This window comes from Priestia iocasae, from assembly GCF_016909075.1.
GTDB classification, from domain to species: Bacteria; Bacillota; Bacilli; order Bacillales; family Bacillaceae_H; genus Priestia; species Priestia iocasae.
This window is the reverse complement of the sequence record NZ_JAFBFC010000003.1, coordinates 394,208-411,909: the sequence shown is the minus strand read 5'-3', so window position 1 is coordinate 411,909 and position 17,702 is coordinate 394,208. Positions and strand designations below refer to the sequence as shown.

The window sequence follows — 17,702 nt, the reverse complement described above, 5'->3', positions numbered from 1 at the left end:
AACAGTACATACTAAAGAAATAGGTAACGAAACGTCGAATTCTACCTCTACAAGAGACTTACATGTCAAAGCCACGAATAATGAACAAACAAAGAGCTGTGTCAACTAGAGCAGAAAAAGCTTCTTTGACACAGCCCGTAACATCTCTTCTATTATCTCCAATAATAAGGTGTTTCCTGATAGACATAGTAATTTAACCAGTTAATAAATAAGAGATTTGCATGTGATCGCCACGTTTTAAACGGTTTTTTTGCCGGGTCATTGTTCGGGAAATAGTGTTGAGGAACGTGAATATCAATTCCTTTATTTACATCTCGCAAATACTCTTCATGTAGCGTTTGAGCATCATATTCAGGGTGACCAGTAACGAAAACAAATTTTTCATCCGTGGACATGACCAAATAAACACCAGCTTCCTCTGAATAGGATAGAAGCTTCAAACCTTGGTGTTGTTCAATTTGCTGGAGGTCTACGTCTGTATAACGTGAATGAGGTGAGAAAAACACATCATCAAATCCACGTAATAATTTAATAGGCTCTTCAATTGAAGTATGGCTGAAGATACCGGAACACTTTTGTGTAAGAGGGTGCTTTTTAATACCAAAGTGATGGTATAGTCCTGCTTGAGCTCCCCAACAAATATGAAGTGTAGACGTTACATTCGTATGGCACCAGTCCATAATCATTGAAAGCTCTTGCCAATAATCAACGTCTTCAAAGTCTAATTGTTCAACAGGGGCACCAGTAATTATCATCCCATCGAACTTTTTATGTTTAATTTGTTCAAATGTTGAGTAAAATTGATCGAGATGATTTTTGCTCGTTGTTTTTGTTTCGTGAGTCGCAGGGTAAAGTAACGTAACATTTACTTGGATAGGTGAGTTTCCAAGTAATCGCAGTAGCTGCGTTTCTGCTTTTTCCTTTTCAGGCATCAAGTTTAAAATAACAATATTTAGGGGACGAATATCCTGTGCTGTTGCTCGTAAATCATCCATAATAAAGATTCGTTCACTCTCTAGTATTTCTTTTGCCGGTAAGTTCCGTGGAATGTTAATTGGCACGACAAACCCTCCTTTATTCTGATTTATCAATTAAATGCAATACCTAATATTATAAGAATATACTGAAAAATTAGCAATATAAATTAACCCATAAAATATGACAAGAAAAAACAGTTGTTAAGTCCCTCTTATCCACTTATCTAAATCTTGATGTGAGGCATGCATGGTTGTTTTGAACTGACAAAAAGATCATTTATATTCGTAGAATCGACAAAAAATGTTAAGATAAGAGAGCAAACAGAAATTGACGCAAAAGAAAGAGGTTTTGGGCAATGAAAATAACGACGAATGTAAAAAGCGACTTACAAATTGCACAAGAAGCAACAATGAAACCTATTACAGACATTGTAAGTCAACTAGATTTGTTGGAAAGTGAAATTGAGCCGTATGGCCACTACAAAGCAAAGTTATCTTTAGATGTTATGGACCGATTACATACGAAGCAAGAAGGAAAAGTTATTTTAGTGACAGCGATTAGTCCAACACCAGCAGGAGAAGGCAAGTCTACTGTAACGGTAGGGTTAGGACAAGCTTTACATAAGGTTGGAAAGAAGGCAATGATTGCGATGCGTGAACCTTCACTTGGACCTGTGATGGGTATTAAGGGTGGAGCAGCAGGTGGTGGTTATTCACAAGTATTACCAATGGAAGACATTAATCTTCACTTTACCGGTGATTTGCATGCCATCACAACGGCAAACAACGCCTTAGCAGCATTGGTTGATAATCACATTCATCAAGGCAATGAATTACGAATCGATACGCGTAAAATTACGTGGAAGCGAGTTGTCGATTTAAACGATCGTGCACTTCGTCAAGTGGTGATTGGATTAGGTGGCCCGGTTCAAGGAGTACCTCGTGAGGACGGTTTTGATATTACCGTTGCCTCAGAAATTATGGCGGTGTTCTGCCTTGCAACAGATCTTCAGGATTTAAAGCGACGCTTAGCCCGCATTGTTGTGGCTTATAATTTAGATGATCAGCCTGTGACAGTCAAAGACTTAGGGGTAGAAGGCGCATTAACTCTTTTATTAAAGGATGCGATAAAACCAAACCTTGTTCAAACGATTGAACATACACCTGCTCTTATCCATGGTGGACCGTTTGCAAATATTGCACATGGATGTAACAGTGTGGTTGCAACAAAGATGGCCGCTAAGCTAGCTGATTATGTTGTAACAGAAGCAGGGTTTGGAGCAGATTTAGGTGCTGAAAAGTTTTTAAATATAAAAGCGCGTATGGCTGACTTAAAACCAGAAGCGGTTGTGTTAGTTGCGACGATTCGTGCGTTAAAAATGCATGGAGGCGTTGATAAAGCAAATTTAGCTGAAGAAAATGTAGATGCATTAAAAGCTGGGATGGCGAATTTACAAAAGCATATTGAAACGATTCAAGCATTCGGACTGCCTTACGTAGTTGCAGTAAACCGCTTCATGACAGATACAAAAGCAGAAGTAGACGCATTAATGGAGTGGTGTGAAGAAAACGATGCACCAGTTGCGTTAACAGAAGTGTGGGAAAAAGGTGGCGAAGGTGGTCAGGAGCTAGCGAAACGAGTACTTCAGGTGATGGAAAAAGGTGAAAATACCTTTGCTCCTCTTTATCACGTTTCGGATTCCATTCAATCAAAAATTGAAACGATTGCGAAAAAAGTGTATGGCGCAACGGGTGTCGAGTTTGCCCCAAAAGCGTTGAAGCAAATTGCTCAGTTTGAAAAGTTAGGTTGGGACAACTTACCGATTTGTATGGCAAAAACACAGTATTCGTTAAGTGATGATCAAACAAAGCTTGGTCGTCCAACGAATTTTACGATTACAATTCGAGAATTTCGTCCATCCATTGGCGCAGGATTCCTTGTGGCATTAACAGGCTCAATTATGACAATGCCAGGTTTGCCGAAAAAACCTGCAGCGTTAAATATGGATGTGGATGAAAACGGACAAGCACTAGGGATTTTTTAAAGAAACATGTAAATACGAAAGAGCTAGAGGACAATAATCTAGCTCTTTCGTTCTGTTAGTAAGGGGAGACATACATTGGGAAAGTATATTCTTAGAAAAGTATGGATTAGTGTGATTACAGCGATCATCATGGGGGTTTTATTTGTTATACCAGGTCTTGTTGATTCGGGCTTAGGAGCATTCGTATATGCTGTCATCTTTGCTTTTTACGCTGTTCTTTTTATTTTAGGATATGGTATGCCGGTATCCATTTTATCTGACTGGATAGCAAAGCATATAAGTTTAACTTGGTTACGTATTGTTGTTTCATTTATTGTTCATGTGGGTTTTGGGACCATTCCATTCTTACTTGGTTCTTTGTATTTTGATGGACTACTAGAGGGAATTGCCTTTGTAGGTTTAGGTGCAGTCATCTACTGGGTTGTCAGCTTTATCTTAGCACTTAAAAAGCCTATAAATTATCGTGTTACATGGAGACTCGCTACACCTTCTATTCTTGTAACCATACTTGTTATGGCTGTTTACTTTGTTCAAGCTATTGATGACATTGGAGAGCCAGTCATTTATGAAATTCCTGAGAATTACCGAGGAATTGTGAAAATTTATTATAATGATAAAGAGGAGCTGCCGTTAAAGAAAGATGGGCACTATTTAATTGCTCCCATTAATGAAAAAGGCATCTTAAAAACATCAACATCAACTCCTTCAGGTGTGTATACATATAAGTTTGTAAACGAACAGGGAGAAGAAGTAGTGAAACGTCAAAACCTTCTTCATTTTGATAATGTGTTAACAAGTGAATTTGAATATGAAGGTGAATATGATCAAGAAATTAACTCGTTTTTTGTTGGTACAAAAGAAGAAGCGGAAAAATATTACAAAGAAAATGAACGAGTCTATACAGCTGACTTTCGAAGTGAAGCCATTTATCACCTTTATATGCCTGAATCCTTTCGAGGGTGGGCAGTTGTGTCGCTTGGTGAAGAAACAGAAACGGCAGAACAAAAGCCTTATCCAATTCATATGAATGATCAAGGAGTTGGAACATTTTCATTATCTTGGATCGACTATCAACCACAAGCAGATAAATTTTTCTTTGTACAATCAACAGGAGAAGCAAAACAAATAACCAAAGAAATGATCCATGAGCCAATGCTATATCCTGATTTATTTGCGGTGTTTGTTGGCACAAAACAAGAGTATAAAAACAGTGAACCGTTTCATTATATAACGTATAAGGAAAAGCTTTCACAGTATAACGAATAAAGGAAGGGCCTATCATGTTTGATCCTATTGTGTTTGATAATTTAAAGGTAATTGTAGAAGGTGAAATTTACGAGTTAGATTTGTCGGGGGAAGTGTCTGTTGTCAATCGAGAAGATTTTGTTGATTTGGCTCGTTTTACGCGTACGTATCACATTTCATTTCGACAACACAGTTGCTGTATAGCCACATTAAAGTTATCAACAGACCTTGATAACATCCATGCTGAGTTGAATCCGAGGCGAAATGAAAAGCCAGGTTGCACGGTTTTTATTCAATTTACATATACCCAAGATAAACCGTTCGATACTGAGCAATGTGAGCATTTTCAACATGTACTTGAAGACATTTGGGGAGAAACAAGAACCATCACACAGCGTTTGTCTCATGAAGTAGGAAACGAAGAATATGAAGATCTTATTACGGTGACATTCAATCGGTATATCTATGAAGACCAAGTTGGGGATTTAGTAGAGATGATTGATTACATGTTACAAACCTTAGATGCACTAGAAGAGTAAAGCGTTGTTGCTTTGCTCTTTCTTTATGAGCGATTATAATAAAGGAAAAAGGAGGAATGAAGATGAGTGTATATGAATATTCTGCAAAGACGATTAAAGGTGAGGACGTTTCATTAGATCATTATAAAGGAAAGGTTATGCTTATTGTAAATACAGCGAGCAAGTGCGGTTTTACACCGCAGTATAAGGATTTACAAGCACTTCATGAAGAGTATAGCGGACAAAACGTGAACATTCTTGGCTTTCCTTGTAACCAATTCGGTGGTCAAGAGCCAGGTCAAGAGCAAGAGATTGAGCAGTTTTGTGAGTTAAACTATGGCGTAACATTTCCGATGTTTGCAAAAGTCGATGTAAAAGGTGAAGATGCCCATCCGTTGTTTACATATTTGACAGAGAAAGCACCTGGGTTACTTGGTTCTAAAGCAATAAAGTGGAACTTCACAAAATTTTTAGTGAATCAAAATGGTGAAGTTGTGAAGAGATACGCACCGCAAACTTCACCAAAAGAGATAAAAAAAGATATTGAAGAATTGCTAAAATAAGAAAAAGAGCCACCTTCTCGATGAAGTGGCTCTTCTTCTTATTTTACATTCACATAAAGCGGTAATTCAGTATGACCCATTTCACGGACATACACGAATAAGTTTCCTTTATGATGAATTTCATGATCGATTCCCATGGAAAGTAGTTGCTTTCCTGTGATATTTGATCCGAAAATTGCTGCTACATCTAATTCTTTTTCTAACTCTTCTTCTGATAAAGATTCAAGTAATTCGACAGTCTGAGCTGTATATGTATCCGCAAGCTTGATCAAGTTTAATTCCGTCTCTTCTTTTTTCTCTTGAAAAGGAGAGAGATTTCCGACTTTTACAACAGCTGCAAACTTATAAAACGATGTAAGCATATGTGTTACAAGTCGTTGTGTAGGCATAGAAGTTGGAGTTGGTTTGTAGTCATAATGATTTTCTTCGATTTTTTGAATTAATTCGTTTGTTACAGAGCGATGTGATAAAAAATGCTGAATAATTTGATTTTTATTGCTCATAAAAGAGCCTCCTTCTAATAAAAGAATATCCCAAATTATATCATTTTCAGCAAAAGTAACGCGAGTAAATTGCCTCCAAGAGTATAGATGGAAGTAAAACGTCATTTCGTGATAGAATAAGGCATGATGATAGGAGAATGATAGTGTGGAAGAAATCATTAAAAGAGCGGAAGAGTGGGTTCAAGAAAAGTTAAAACATGATAAGACGGGACATGATTGGGCGCATATTAGCCGTGTTTATCGTCATGCTGTCTATTTAGCTGCTAAAGAAGGGGGACAAGTTCCCGTTATTGAATTAGCAGCTCTTTTACACGACGTGGTGGATGATAAGCTAGTGGAAGATGTAGATGCTGCTTACATGGAGTTGATGGATTGGCTTCATGCCCAATGTGTCCCTGAATCCATGATTATACATATTATTGATATTATCAAAAGCATGTCTTTTAAAGGCGGGAATCGCCCCCCAATGAAAACAATTGAAGGGCAAATTGTCCAAGATGCTGATCGTTTAGATGCCATCGGTGCAATGGGTATTGCTAGAACGTTTATGTATGCAGGAGCAGTTGGTCATTCCATGTATAAAGAAGATGGGATGGTTAGGGAAACGATGACTGAAGAAGAATATCGAAATGGACAATCAACAGCCATTCATCATTTTTATGAAAAGCTGTTGAAGTTAAAAGAGTTAATGAATACACAAACTGCGAAAAAATTAGCACAGGAGCGCCATGATTATATGGAGCAATTTTTAACCCAATTTATGAAAGAGTGGAAAACTGATTATGAAAATGTTGACGGTTGAACATGTAACAAAAACGTATGGAGATAAAGCACTATTTTCTGATCTCTCTTTTACAATCTCAGAGAATGAACGCATTGGTTTAATTGGGATTAATGGTACGGGGAAATCAACGTTACTAAAAATTATAGCAGGTCTTGAAGTAAGCGATAGCGGTGATATGATGCATTCAAAAGGATACCGCATTAGCTATTTAGCGCAACAACCTGACTTTGATGACAATCTAACGGTGTTAGAACAAGTGTTTAGTGGAGAAACACCTCTTTTACAATTGTTAAAAGAATACGAAGAAAGCTTATATAAATTAGAGCAAGCACCAGAAGATGAAGCGTATCAACAGCAGTTATTTACGCTTCAACAACGTATGGATGCAATGAACGCATGGGAGACGAATTCAAGCGCACAAGCCATTTTAACAAAGCTTGGCATTACAAACATGAGAGCCAAAATTGGAGAGTTATCAGGTGGGCAGAAAAAGCGAGTAGCCATCTCTCAAGTGTTAATTGAAACGCCAGATTTACTCATCCTCGATGAACCGACCAACCATTTAGATTATGAGACGGTAAAGTGGTTAGAAGAATATTTAGCAAAGTATCAAGGTGCCGTTCTATTAGTTACCCATGATCGCTATTTCTTAGATGCTGTAACAAATCGCATCTTTGAGCTTGATGGAGGAAATTTATATAGCTATCAAGGAAACTATGCGTCTTTTCTAGAAGGGAAAGCAATTCGTGAAGAGCAAGAAAAAGCGACGCAATCCAAACTTCATAATTTGTATCGAAATGAATTAGCATGGATTCGTAGAGGAGCTAAAGCTCGTACAACGAAGCAAAAAGCTCGTATTCAACGATTTGATGACTTAGAAGGTAAGCTTGATCACAGTGAAAAGGAAAAATTAGATTTAAGCTTAACAGGAAGCCGTCTTGGGAAGAAAGTGTTCGAACTGAAAGAAGTAAGCAAAGCTTATGAAAATAAAATGATTTTATCTTCTTTTACACACATTGTGAAAAAGGGTGATCGTATTGGCATTGTAGGGCAAAATGGAAGTGGAAAGTCAACGCTTCTCAATATGATCGCAGGTCGTATACAGCCAGATGCTGGGGAGATTGATCAAGGACAAACGGTGAAAGTTGCGTATTATACTCAAGAAAGTGATGACATGGACTTGAATCAGCGCATGCTAGAGTACATTAAAGAGTCTGCGGAAGTGATTCATACAACCGATGGCAAAACAATTTCTGCTTCACAAATGCTTGAGCGCTTTTTGTTTCCATCTCATACGCATGGCACGCCGATTCGAAAGCTTTCAGGTGGAGAGCGTCGCCGTCTTTACTTATTGAAGTTGTTAATGACATCACCGAATGTTCTGTTATTAGATGAGCCTACTAACGACTTAGATACACAAACGCTCACAGTGCTAGAAGATTATTTAGAAGAGTTTCCTGGTGTAGTCGTGACTGTTTCACATGATCGATACTTTTTAGATAAAGTGGCGGATTACTTACTTGTATTTGAAGGGAATGGCCAAATTTCAACTTATTTTGGTGAGTATACAGATTACCTAGAAGATGAAATGAAGAAGAATCAGGTCGTAGCTGCACCGAAAGTAAAAGAAGAAAAACCAAAGCAGCAAGATAAGCCTAAGAAACGCCGTCTGTCGTACAAAGAGCAAAAAGAATGGGAAGAAATTGAGGACAAGATTGCAGAGAAAGAGGAAGAAGTCGAGCAATTAACGGCTGAGATTGAAAAAGCAGGAAGCGATTATTCAAGAGCACATGAATTATCTCAAAAACAAGAGCAGGCAAATGAAGAGTTAGAAGAGCTTATGAACCGATGGGCAGAACTATCAGAGTTAGTAGAAGAGTTGCAAGGATAATCACCTCATTAGACTCTTGTTTTTTGAAATGCTAAAATTTGAAGTGAATCGTAAAAGAAGGGCGTGTCGTGATGAAAATTAAATCAATTGAACCAACACCAAGTCCAAATACAATGAAAATTACCCTAGATCAAGAGCTACCGGGCGGAAAAAGCAACAATTATCACAAAGATAATGTTGAAGGAGCACCTCCTGTTATTCAACAAATGATGAAGGTTGAAGGAGTAAAAGGAGTGTATCACGTTGCTGACTTTTTAGCAGTTGAACGAAATGCAAAGTATGATTGGAAACAAATTTTACCTCAAGTACGTGTGGCTTTTGGAGAGAATGTGTCGGATGAAGACCATCAAGAACAAAAAATAAACGAACACTTTGGTGAAGTGAAAGTATTTGTACAAATGTTTAAAAATGTTCCAATGCAAGTAAAGTTAACGGATGATCATGAAGAAAAGCGTGTCGGATTGCCTGATCGCTTCGCAAAGGCTGTTGCTCAAATTCAAACCTTTGCTGATAATGTCGTGCTAGAACGTAAATGGAAAGAGCAAGGCGTACGTTACGGAGCGCTTGCTGACATTGGAGATGAGGTAGCAGATGAACTAGAAGCTGCTTATCCTCAAGAGCGTTTAGACCGATTGGTAAACATGGCCAAGCAAGAGAAAGAAGGCGGATTGGTTGTTCAGCCTCGTCAAAGTTATCAAGTGACACTTGATATGTTGAAAGAAGAGGATTGGTCAAAGAGATATGCGCACCTTGAGCAAATGAATCCAACAAAAGAGGATTTGCACGTATTGGATAAAGCGTTAGAAGATGAAAAAGCATCGATTCGTCGTCTTGCAACGGTTTATTTAGGAATGATTGAGGAAAAAGACGTTCTTCCTTACTTATATAAGGCGTTAAATGATAAATCTGTGACAGTAAGACGAACGGCTGGAGATTGCTTATCTGATTTAGGATTTGAAGAAGCGACTCCTGCTATGTGTGAGGCTTTACAAGACAAAAACAAACTCGTTCGTTGGCGTGCAGCCATGTTCTTGTATGAAGTGGGAGACGAGTCGGCACTTTCAGCATTAAAGGCAGCAGAAGATGATAAAGAATTTGAAGTCGCGATGCAAATTAAGCTAGCGATTGAGCGTATTGAAGGTGGCGAGGAAGCGAAAGGATCTGTTTGGAAGCAAATGACCGAAAGCCGTAAATAATGGATGTTCATACAAAAGCCGAGGCTAAAGAGCAGCCTCGGCTTTTGTGTTTAATTATAATAGACAACTAGCTATTTCGATAGTGATGGGATATTACCGAGCTTTAAACTGTAAGGGCTCCATTGTTTCGTTAATGGTAATAGGTTGATACCCCGATTTTGTTGTGATGGTTAAAATTTCAGGTAATGATTCCGCTGTGAAAGATTTGTCGTGAAACAGTAAAACTGGTGTTTCATGTCGAGCGTCTAAAGCTGTTAATTGCGGAAGAATGTTGTGAATAATTTTAGAAGCAGAACGTAGCGTCCAGTCTTGACTATCAATATTCCAATCCCACATTTGATAATGAGATAACAAGTCTGTACGGTGTGGCTCTTTTAAGTAAGGAGCACTTCCAAAAGGTACACGAATGAGTGAACTATCAACATGTGTAATAGATTGTAAGGTTGCTAAACATTCGCGCATTTCGTTTAATGCCGCACCCTCAGATCCATAAAATTGACTTAAGTCATGACTAACCCCATGACAACCTACTCCATGACCTTCAGCAACGATTTGTTTTGTAATGTCTGGATGTTGTTCCATTTGTCCCTTTAACATGAAAAAGGTAGCTTTCACGTGATGCTGCTTTAGTACATCTAAGATATGTAGCGTATCTTTCGTTGGGCCATCATCAAATGTCAAGTATAGTGGTTTTTCTAATGGTTCATTATTATGGTTGAAAGTTGTTGTGACGAATGACTGATTGAGTTCTTTTTTTAGCTCATTTGAATACGCAGTCTTTCGACTTGGTAAATCTTCATGTGTAAGTGTGTGGCTTAAGGCAACAGCCTTCTCACGTCCTTTTACTTCTGTCATTGTAAAAATGGATGTGGTGATCATGATTAGAACCATGATAAGAAAATAAAATGGCTTTTTTGGCTTTCGAATCATTCTCATGGTCAAAATCCTTTCTTCGTTGTGACTCGTCCTCTCTCTAACTATAATATAGATAATCTATGAATAACAGTCAAAATACGACAAAAATGTTCCAAAGAACGGGAAAAAATTGTTTGATAAATTTTTAGAATATTATTGCAAAATAAATAGAAACGTACTATAGTGGTTAGAAAATATAGAAAAGTTAGACAGGAGGATTTCTTGTGACAAAAGATTTAAGAATTCGCAGCAAGGCAATCAGTGATGATATTAGACGTGCTCCAAACCGTGCGATGTTAAGAGCAGTAGGATTTACAGATGAGGATTTTCAAAAGCCGATGATTGGTGTTGCAAGTACGTGGAGTGAGGTAACACCGTGTAATATACATATTGATGATTTAGCAGTAAAAGCAAAAGAAGGTGTTAAGGATGCAGGTGGAGCACCACTTATCTTTAATACGATTACAGTATCAGATGGAATTTCAATGGGAACACCAGGTATGCGTTACTCTTTACCGAGTCGTGATGTCATTGCAGACTCAATCGAAACAGTTGTAGGTGCAGAAAACCTTGATGCATTTGTAGCCATTGGAGGCTGTGATAAAAACATGCCAGGCTGTATGATCGCAATTGGCCGCTCTGAAGTGCCTGCTGTGTTCGTATATGGAGGTACTATTGCAGCAGGTCATCATGATGGGAAAAAGCTAGACATTGTATCTGTATTTGAAGGGGTAGGTCAATATAACAAAGGCGATGTATCGGAAGCTGAACTTAAGCACATTGAATGTAACGCTTGTCCAGGATCAGGTTCATGTGGGGGAATGTATACAGCAAATACAATGGCATCAGCAATTGAAGCTTTAGGTATGAGTTTACCAGGTAGCTCATCCAACCCAGCAGAAACAGAACTAAAAGTAGAAGATTGCTATAAAGCGGGTCAAGCTGCATATCAATTGCTAGAGAAAGGAATTTATCCAAAAGATATCATGACAAAAGAAGCGTTTGAAAATGCGATTACGGTTGTCATGGCGCTTGGCGGTTCAACAAATGCTGTTCTTCATTTATTAGCCATTGCTCATTCTGTTGATCTAGATTTAACGTTAGAAGATTTTGATCGTATTCAAAAGAAGGTTCCGCACTTAGCAGATTTAAAACCAAGTGGGAAATATGTAATGGAAGATTTGCATAAAATTGGTGGCGTTCCAGCCGTTATGAAATATTTATATGAACAAGGATATTTACATGGAGACTGCTTAACTGTGACAGGTAAAACGTTAGCGGAGAACTTAGCAGAGGCTCCATCTCTTGTTGACGGGCAAGAGATTATTAAACCAATTGACGCAGCGTTCCGAAAAACGGGCCCTCTTGTGATTTTAAAAGGAAACTTAGCACCAAGTGGCGCAGTAGCAAAAGTATCAGGTGTAAAAGTAACGCGTCATACTGGACCTGCTCGCGTATTTAATACGGAAGAAGAAGCAACTCAAGCTGTATTAAAAGATGAAATTAAAGAAGGCGACGTACTTGTTATTCGTTATGAAGGACCAAAAGGAGGTCCAGGTATGCCAGAGATGCTATCTATTTCTGCTATCTTAGTAGGAAAAGGACTAGGTGAATCAGTGGCATTGTTAACCGATGGCCGCTTCTCAGGTGGTACTCACGGTCTAGTAGTAGGGCATATTGCACCAGAAGCACAAGTTGGCGGACCAATTGGACTTCTTCAAAACGATGACCTTGTTACGATTGACTCTCAAACGCAAGAAATTACAATGGAAGTATCCGAGGCAGAATTAGAAAGACGTCGTCAACAATGGACAGCTCCACCTCTTCGAGATAAAGGCGTATTATCAAAGTATGCACGCCTCGTATCATGCGCTTCTAAAGGAGCGGTTACGGATTTATTCGAGGAAGAGAAAGTAAAAGTGAATTCATAATTTGATCGATGGAAAAATAAATCCTGACTTCTTTTCAGTCAGGGTTTATTTTTTTTACGGAAGAGATCATTCCAAGTTATGAGGTAACTAACCGTGAACAGAGACCTGTGTCAAATGATAAAGAAAAATCTATATATATAAGGAAGAAAAGAGTATATTACGCCTATACGTTGATTTCCTAGGCAGATCTATAGTATGCTTTTAGCGTCTATGAATAGTAGGAGGAATGTACAATGTCAATGGCATATGAAGAATATATGCGTCAAATTGTTAAGCCAATGCGTGAAGAGCTAACACGTGCAGGCTTTCATGAATTAACAACAGAAGAAGAGGTTGAAGGCTTTATTGAAAAGGTAGAAGGTACAACGTTTGTTGTAGTGAATTCTGTTTGTGGTTGTGCAGCAGGCTTAGCTCGTCCAGCAGCAACTCAAGCTTACTTACAAGCTGATAAGAAGCCAAATCATGTTGTGACTGTATTTGCCGGTCAAGATAAAGAAGCAACAGCTAAAATGCGTGAATATTTTACTGACATAGAGCCATCTTCACCATCTATGGCTTTATTAAAAGGAAAAGAGGTTGTTCACTTTATTCCACGTCATGAAATCGAAGGTCAGCCACTTGAGGCTATTTTTGAAAACATTTTAGATGCATTCAATACCCATTGTAAATAAGAAAAGTTCAGCGTTTTGTCACAATGTGCAGCTAGACTTTTTCTTCTAAACCGCATATACTTTGATGAGGAATAAAAAGGATGTCGTTTGACGTCCTTTTTTCATTGAGAAAATTGAATGAGCATTCAAAAAATGTTGGTTTTAGTGATATAGTAGGAGGCTAAATGAAAGTGATTGTAACGACTGCAGGTCGAACAAATGAAGAAATGATTGCCATGGCCCACAATGTTGCGTCAGATTTGCACGTTCCATTTGTTTTGAGACGAAAAGAATCGGTTAAAGAGATTCAAGCGCGTGAAGATGCCGATGTATTAATTGTTGGTAAAGAGCGGTTGGAGCTTCATCCTCAAGGTGCAGAAGAGCCTGTGTTCTTTCATCCTAATTCAGCAATGTTTCGTTCAAAAAGAGTATTGCGCGGAGAACATGAGCCGTTTTTAGAAGCGACAAAATTAGAAAAAGGGATGTCTTTACTTGACTGCACCTTTGGATTAGGATCAGATAGTATTGTAGCGAGTGTGGCAGTTGGTAAGGAAGGGAAAGTTGTGGGGATAGAAGGTAATCGATATTTAGCTTATCTCTGTCAACAAGGATTAAAAAACTGGGAAAGTGGCGTTCATGAAATAGATGAAGCGATGAAGAGAATTCAACTTCATCATCAAACCTTTGAGGCATTTTTACGTTGTTGTGAGGATAATAGCTTTGATGTTGTTTATTTTGATCCGATGTTTCCCGAGCCAATTGAAGAGTCAGATGGAATTAAAGGGTTGAAAACGATTGCTTTATATTCTGCATTAACAGCAGAGGTAATAAAAGAAGCAACACGAGTAGCAAAAAGGCGAGTTGTATTGAAGGATCATTGGAAAAGTGAACGATTTGATGCTTTTTCGTTTCAAGTGTATAAACGAAAAACAGCCAAATTTCATTTTGGTGTCATTGAGCTTATGTGACGATTCTTTCATAAAGTAGCGGAAAGCGGGCACACTAGAGGCGGAGGTGTGATAAAGATGAGTAGAATTAAAAAAGATCACTCGAAGTCAGACTTAGCGGCTCCAAACGTACAAGGCCAAGGAACGACAACGTCTGAAACAGGCGTTGAAAAAAGTTCGTCAAGAATGAAGCAGAAAAAATAACAACTTTATGAAGATGTCAAAAAATAGACCGTCACACATCCATAATCGGAAAAGTGAAGGTCTATTTTTTGTCTATCACAACATAGGAACTCTAATCAACAATTGTCAATGTAATAAAATAAATCATTAAAATGAAGCTAGAAACGATATAAACTGCCTCCATACATTCACACCTTTCTTCTTTCTATTTTACGTTTTAGGTTTAAATAAAATGAAAGTGGATAATGTTTTATATAAGTTAACTTACTGCGTATGTATCCCACTTTTTTTAAAAGTATTCCACAATTTAAAAAAATTGAAACTTTTTTAGCCGTCATTCGTCTATATAAATATAACCAAGGTTAAAACGGTATTTCAATTTGATGAACAAATGAAAAAAGAGCAGTAAACCGCTTCCAAATATGTTACAATACTGAATAAGTTTTTTGTAACAGAATGATAGGACAATAGAGAAGATGAACTTCTCTATTTAGACGTATAATGAATGTCGCTTATGATGCAGAAATGGTACTAGAAAGGAATGGTTAGTAATGCCGAAATGGTTTCGTAGAACGTTAATAGTATTAATTACAGTATTTACATTCGGTTTGGTTACACCACCGGAATATTTATATGTTGATGATGCAAAGGCTGATAAGCATCATAAGTCAGGCTACATTAAAGAAAACATTCCAATTAGTACGTATGAGCAGTATTATGAGCTGCCAACGGAGGAAAGTAAGTATGAGAACGCTGAATCATTTGTAGTATTTGCAATGGAAGAAGCTGAAAAGCAATCGGTTGAAAAGTTTGGCACAAAAATTAAGCCTGTTATCGAAGATGAATTTAGAGAAATCGTTTTACCTGAAATGGAAAAAGTGTTAGCAAGCTTAGCTGAAGAGCGAGAAGAAAGCATTCATAATCTTGAAATTAGCGAGCATCCTGCAGCTGGCTATGGAGAAAAGATTTTTCATGTATATGATCGTGAAAGTGGACAAGACTTGATTCGCTTTCACGTTCGTAGAGAAAATCCACCGAAAGCTGGATATTGGTTTAATTTCCATTATCATAAGGCAGATGACAACTTTCAAAAACATTATGATTTAGGCAAGATTTATTGGAATCGCAACATGCCGCCTAAATGGATGAGTTGATTTTTTCTATAAGACATTACTTAGTAAACTGGACCGTCAATCAAAACCTAGTAATACCAAGGGTTTTGATTGACGGTTCTTTTTGTATGAAACAGAAAATGGTTTGTTGGACGTTTACGATAGTCCTTTGTATAGGTGGCAGATATTGCATCTCAAAATAGATAGGTAATGTGATAGGATAAAAGAATATGAGTCGATGTGTTCATGTATGTAGAAATGAAAGGGGGAGGCATATATGAATACGCGGATTTTTGTTCTTTTTTTACTTATCTTATTTATTTCCCCAGTTATTACGTACTCGTCCTTTGAACGAGATTCAGTGGCCCTTCGTGATACATCCCTATCTAATGAAATAACTTATGAGAGAAAGCAAGTCTCCTATTATATTGAACGTATCATTTACCTTCCGAAGAAACATTATAACAAAGATGATGCGATGCTCATGGTGAAGAGAATTGCGGCTATTAACCCTTACTTACTTGAACAAATGTACAAAAAGCATATACGAATTAAATTTTTTACAGGTAAATTAACAGATGAGCCGGCATTTTCTCATTTAAAAGGTGTGAAACCAAGAGGTTATAGTGATGAAGGCCCAACATGGGATGACATTCCTGGCGCAGGTGGTTCAACGACCGTTTATGTAAAAGTTGGACATAGTAATAAGGGAGAGGGACATGGATCAGTAAATTTAGAACTACATGAACTCGGCCACACGATTGATCAACAAGTGTTAAATGGTATTAGAAGAAACAAAGAATTTTTAACACATTGGCAACATGAGCGGAATAAATTATTCCCGAATCAATCCTATTTTCTGCTTTATCCAGAAGAGTACTTTGCGGAAGTATTTGCGATGTATTATGCAAATGAGTTAACAAAAAAGCAGCTAAAAAGCTTAGCACCTCATACGTTACGTTATTTAGAAAAAATCTTAGAAGTGTACCCTGTGCACCAAGAGAAACATTTATTTTCATTCCGACTACAAAATACCGCCTTCTAGTCAATACTATCCCTTGCCTCTCCCATTCGTTAAGATGAATGAATAGACGGGCAAGGGATAGTACGTTATAGAATCATAATTGGCAAAATGGCAGAACGTAATAGAAATGAATAAAAGTTAAAACAATCCTTTGAAAACGAAACAAGAATGCTTATAATGAGTAAATAGTCTGAAAATAAAGTTGTAAGGGAGAATAACATGAAAACACGTATTGAGGGTCATCTTCGTTCATTTCAGGAAAATAATCGAAACCGTGGACGTTTACTCGTTAGTTGTCCAGATCAACCAGGGATTGTAGCAGCCGTCTCTAATTTTCTTTATGAAAAAGGGGCGAATATCGTTGAGTCTAGTCAGCACTCAACGAATCCAGAAGGTGGGACCTTCTTTATTCGTTTTGAATTTGAATGTGAAAACTTGAACGAGAAAGAAGCATTGTTAGAACATGACTTTCTTGCCATTGCTGAAAGATTTTCGATGGATTGGAAATTTACATATGCTTATAAAGTGAAAAAAACGGCCATCTTTGTTTCAAAAGAACTTCATTGTTTGCTAGAGCTATTATGGGAGTGGCAAAGCGGGGATTTTACAACAGATATCGCGCTTGTCATTAGTAACCATGAGGATGCAAAGGATATTGTCGAATCAATGGGCATCCCGTTTCACTACATTCCAGCTTCAAAGGAAATTCGAAAAGAAGTGGAAGAGAAGCAGCTTCAGCTATTAGAAGACTATGATATTGACTTAATTGTGCTTGCGCGTTATATGCAAATTTTAACACCAGATTTTGTTACCGCACATCCAAATCGCATTATTAATATTCATCATTCATTTTTACCAGCGTTTATCGGTGCAAGGCCGTATGAGCGTGCCTATAAGCGTGGAGTAAAGCTTATTGGTGCAACCTCTCACTATGTGACGAATGATTTAGATGAAGGGCCTATTATTGAACAAGACATTGAACGAGTAAACCACCGTGACAGTGCAGATGATTTGAAAAAGATTGGACGGTTAATTGAGCGCACAGTATTAGCAAGAGCGGTAAAATGGCATTTAGAAGATCGTGTCATCGTTCATGAGAATCGAACAATTGTGTTTAACTAAACAAAGCCATAATGCAATAGGAAGGGTAGCAGAAGAAACAACGTTTGCTACTCTTCTTTTTTATGACATGCTACAATAGAAGAGGAATTTTTTAAA

17 protein-coding genes are annotated in these 17,702 nt (G+C 37.8%); 14 read left to right on the top strand and 3 right to left on the bottom strand.

The features are described from left to right. Positions 1-152 precede the first annotated feature (152 nt). Positions 153-1,061, bottom strand: a complete 909-nt coding sequence (gene metA / locus JOC83_RS10240) for a homoserine O-acetyltransferase MetA (protein WP_205186807.1) — start codon at positions 1,059-1,061, stop codon at positions 153-155. 272 nt (positions 1,062-1,333) lie between these two features. On the opposite strand from metA, the gene JOC83_RS10235 reads away from it, so the two are divergent. From JOC83_RS10235 to JOC83_RS10220, 4 genes are all read left to right on the top strand, one after another. Beyond that, complete coding sequence (locus JOC83_RS10235; protein WP_205186805.1) at positions 1,334-3,022, top strand: formate--tetrahydrofolate ligase; 1,689 nt, start codon at positions 1,334-1,336, stop codon at positions 3,020-3,022. Positions 3,023-3,097: 75 nt separating this feature from the next. Then, positions 3,098-4,288: a DUF6843 domain-containing protein gene (locus JOC83_RS10230; RefSeq protein WP_205186803.1), complete on the top strand. Its 1,191-nt coding sequence runs from the start codon at positions 3,098-3,100 to the stop codon at positions 4,286-4,288. Positions 4,289-4,302: 14 nt separating this feature from the next. Continuing rightward, positions 4,303-4,806: a hypothetical protein gene (locus JOC83_RS10225; RefSeq protein WP_205186801.1), complete on the top strand. Its 504-nt coding sequence runs from the start codon at positions 4,303-4,305 to the stop codon at positions 4,804-4,806. Between the two features lie 62 nt (positions 4,807-4,868). Beyond that, positions 4,869-5,348, top strand: a complete 480-nt coding sequence (locus tag JOC83_RS10220) for a glutathione peroxidase (protein WP_205186799.1) — start codon at positions 4,869-4,871, stop codon at positions 5,346-5,348. 38 nt (positions 5,349-5,386) lie between these two features. On the opposite strand, the gene JOC83_RS10215 is transcribed toward JOC83_RS10220, so the two are convergent. Beyond that, positions 5,387-5,851, bottom strand: a complete 465-nt coding sequence (locus JOC83_RS10215; RefSeq protein WP_205186797.1) for a DinB family protein — start codon at positions 5,849-5,851, stop codon at positions 5,387-5,389. A gap of 145 nt (positions 5,852-5,996) precedes the next feature. On the opposite strand from JOC83_RS10215, the gene JOC83_RS10210 reads away from it, so the two are divergent. From JOC83_RS10210 to JOC83_RS10200, 3 genes are all read left to right on the top strand, one after another. After that, positions 5,997-6,653: an HD domain-containing protein gene (locus tag JOC83_RS10210; protein ID WP_205186795.1), complete on the top strand. Its 657-nt coding sequence runs from the start codon at positions 5,997-5,999 to the stop codon at positions 6,651-6,653. Beyond that, the gene (locus tag JOC83_RS10205; RefSeq protein ID WP_205186787.1) at positions 6,634-8,526 is read left to right on the top strand and encodes an ABC-F family ATP-binding cassette domain-containing protein; all 1,893 of its coding nucleotides are present in this window, start codon (positions 6,634-6,636) and stop codon (positions 8,524-8,526) included. Before JOC83_RS10210 ends, JOC83_RS10205 begins: the two co-directional genes overlap by 20 nt. A gap of 71 nt (positions 8,527-8,597) precedes the next feature. Further along, positions 8,598-9,722 carry a conserved virulence factor C family protein gene (locus JOC83_RS10200; protein WP_205186785.1) on the top strand — a complete coding sequence of 375 codons (1,125 nt, stop codon included), beginning with the start codon at positions 8,598-8,600 and terminating at the stop codon, positions 9,720-9,722. 93 nt (positions 9,723-9,815) lie between these two features. On the opposite strand, the gene JOC83_RS10195 is transcribed toward JOC83_RS10200, so the two are convergent. Further along, positions 9,816-10,658, bottom strand: a complete 843-nt coding sequence (locus tag JOC83_RS10195; RefSeq protein WP_205186784.1) for a polysaccharide deacetylase family protein — start codon at positions 10,656-10,658, stop codon at positions 9,816-9,818. A gap of 203 nt (positions 10,659-10,861) precedes the next feature. Between JOC83_RS10195 and ilvD the strand changes: the two genes are divergently transcribed. The 7 genes from ilvD to purU all read left to right on the top strand — a co-directional run bounded on the left by ilvD (position 10,862) and on the right by purU (position 17,606). Then, on the top strand, positions 10,862-12,568 hold the full coding sequence (ilvD, locus tag JOC83_RS10190; RefSeq protein WP_205186783.1) for a dihydroxy-acid dehydratase: 1,707 nt from the start codon (positions 10,862-10,864) through the stop codon (positions 12,566-12,568). 233 nt (positions 12,569-12,801) lie between these two features. Further along, positions 12,802-13,239, top strand: coding sequence for a BrxA/BrxB family bacilliredoxin (locus tag JOC83_RS10185; protein WP_205186782.1), 438 nt, complete (start codon positions 12,802-12,804; stop codon positions 13,237-13,239). A gap of 170 nt (positions 13,240-13,409) precedes the next feature. Then, on the top strand, positions 13,410-14,186 hold the full coding sequence (locus JOC83_RS10180) for a class I SAM-dependent methyltransferase (RefSeq protein WP_205187243.1): 777 nt from the start codon (positions 13,410-13,412) through the stop codon (positions 14,184-14,186). A 57-nt stretch (positions 14,187-14,243) separates the two neighbouring features. Beyond that, positions 14,244-14,369 carry a YuzL family protein gene (locus JOC83_RS10175; RefSeq protein WP_205186781.1) on the top strand — a complete coding sequence of 42 codons (126 nt, stop codon included), beginning with the start codon at positions 14,244-14,246 and terminating at the stop codon, positions 14,367-14,369. Between the two features lie 530 nt (positions 14,370-14,899). Continuing rightward, entirely contained in the window at positions 14,900-15,502 is a 603-nt protein-coding gene (locus JOC83_RS10170) for a YpjP family protein (protein WP_205186780.1), read from the top strand. A 235-nt stretch (positions 15,503-15,737) separates the two neighbouring features. Then, the gene (locus JOC83_RS10165) at positions 15,738-16,505 is read left to right on the top strand and encodes an anthrax toxin lethal factor-related metalloendopeptidase (RefSeq protein WP_205186779.1); all 768 of its coding nucleotides are present in this window, start codon (positions 15,738-15,740) and stop codon (positions 16,503-16,505) included. Between the two features lie 198 nt (positions 16,506-16,703). Continuing rightward, entirely contained in the window at positions 16,704-17,606 is a 903-nt protein-coding gene (gene purU / locus JOC83_RS10160; protein WP_205186777.1) for a formyltetrahydrofolate deformylase, read from the top strand. Positions 17,607-17,702 lie beyond the last annotated feature (96 nt).

Excerpts from the sequence above, each read along its gene's own strand:
- JOC83_RS10235 (WP_205186805.1), top strand. The coding sequence starts at position 1,334 with ATGAAAATAACGACGAATGTAAAAAGCGACTTACAAATTGCACAAGAA.
- JOC83_RS10225 (WP_205186801.1), top strand. The coding sequence starts at position 4,303 with ATGTTTGATCCTATTGTGTTTGATAATTTAAAGGTAATTGTAGAAGGT.
- JOC83_RS10220 (WP_205186799.1), top strand. The coding sequence starts at position 4,869 with ATGAGTGTATATGAATATTCTGCAAAGACGATTAAAGGTGAGGACGTT.
- JOC83_RS10215 (WP_205186797.1), bottom strand. The coding sequence starts at position 5,851 with ATGAGCAATAAAAATCAAATTATTCAGCATTTTTTATCACATCGCTCT.
- JOC83_RS10205 (WP_205186787.1), top strand. The coding sequence starts at position 6,634 with ATGAAAATGTTGACGGTTGAACATGTAACAAAAACGTATGGAGATAAA.
- JOC83_RS10200 (WP_205186785.1), top strand. The coding sequence starts at position 8,598 with ATGAAAATTAAATCAATTGAACCAACACCAAGTCCAAATACAATGAAA.
- JOC83_RS10195 (WP_205186784.1), bottom strand. The coding sequence starts at position 10,658 with ATGAGAATGATTCGAAAGCCAAAAAAGCCATTTTATTTTCTTATCATG.
- JOC83_RS10185 (WP_205186782.1), top strand. The coding sequence starts at position 12,802 with ATGTCAATGGCATATGAAGAATATATGCGTCAAATTGTTAAGCCAATG.
- JOC83_RS10175 (WP_205186781.1), top strand. The coding sequence starts at position 14,244 with ATGAGTAGAATTAAAAAAGATCACTCGAAGTCAGACTTAGCGGCTCCA.
- JOC83_RS10170 (WP_205186780.1), top strand. The coding sequence starts at position 14,900 with ATGCCGAAATGGTTTCGTAGAACGTTAATAGTATTAATTACAGTATTT.
- JOC83_RS10165 (WP_205186779.1), top strand. The coding sequence starts at position 15,738 with ATGAATACGCGGATTTTTGTTCTTTTTTTACTTATCTTATTTATTTCC.
- purU (WP_205186777.1), top strand. The coding sequence starts at position 16,704 with ATGAAAACACGTATTGAGGGTCATCTTCGTTCATTTCAGGAAAATAAT.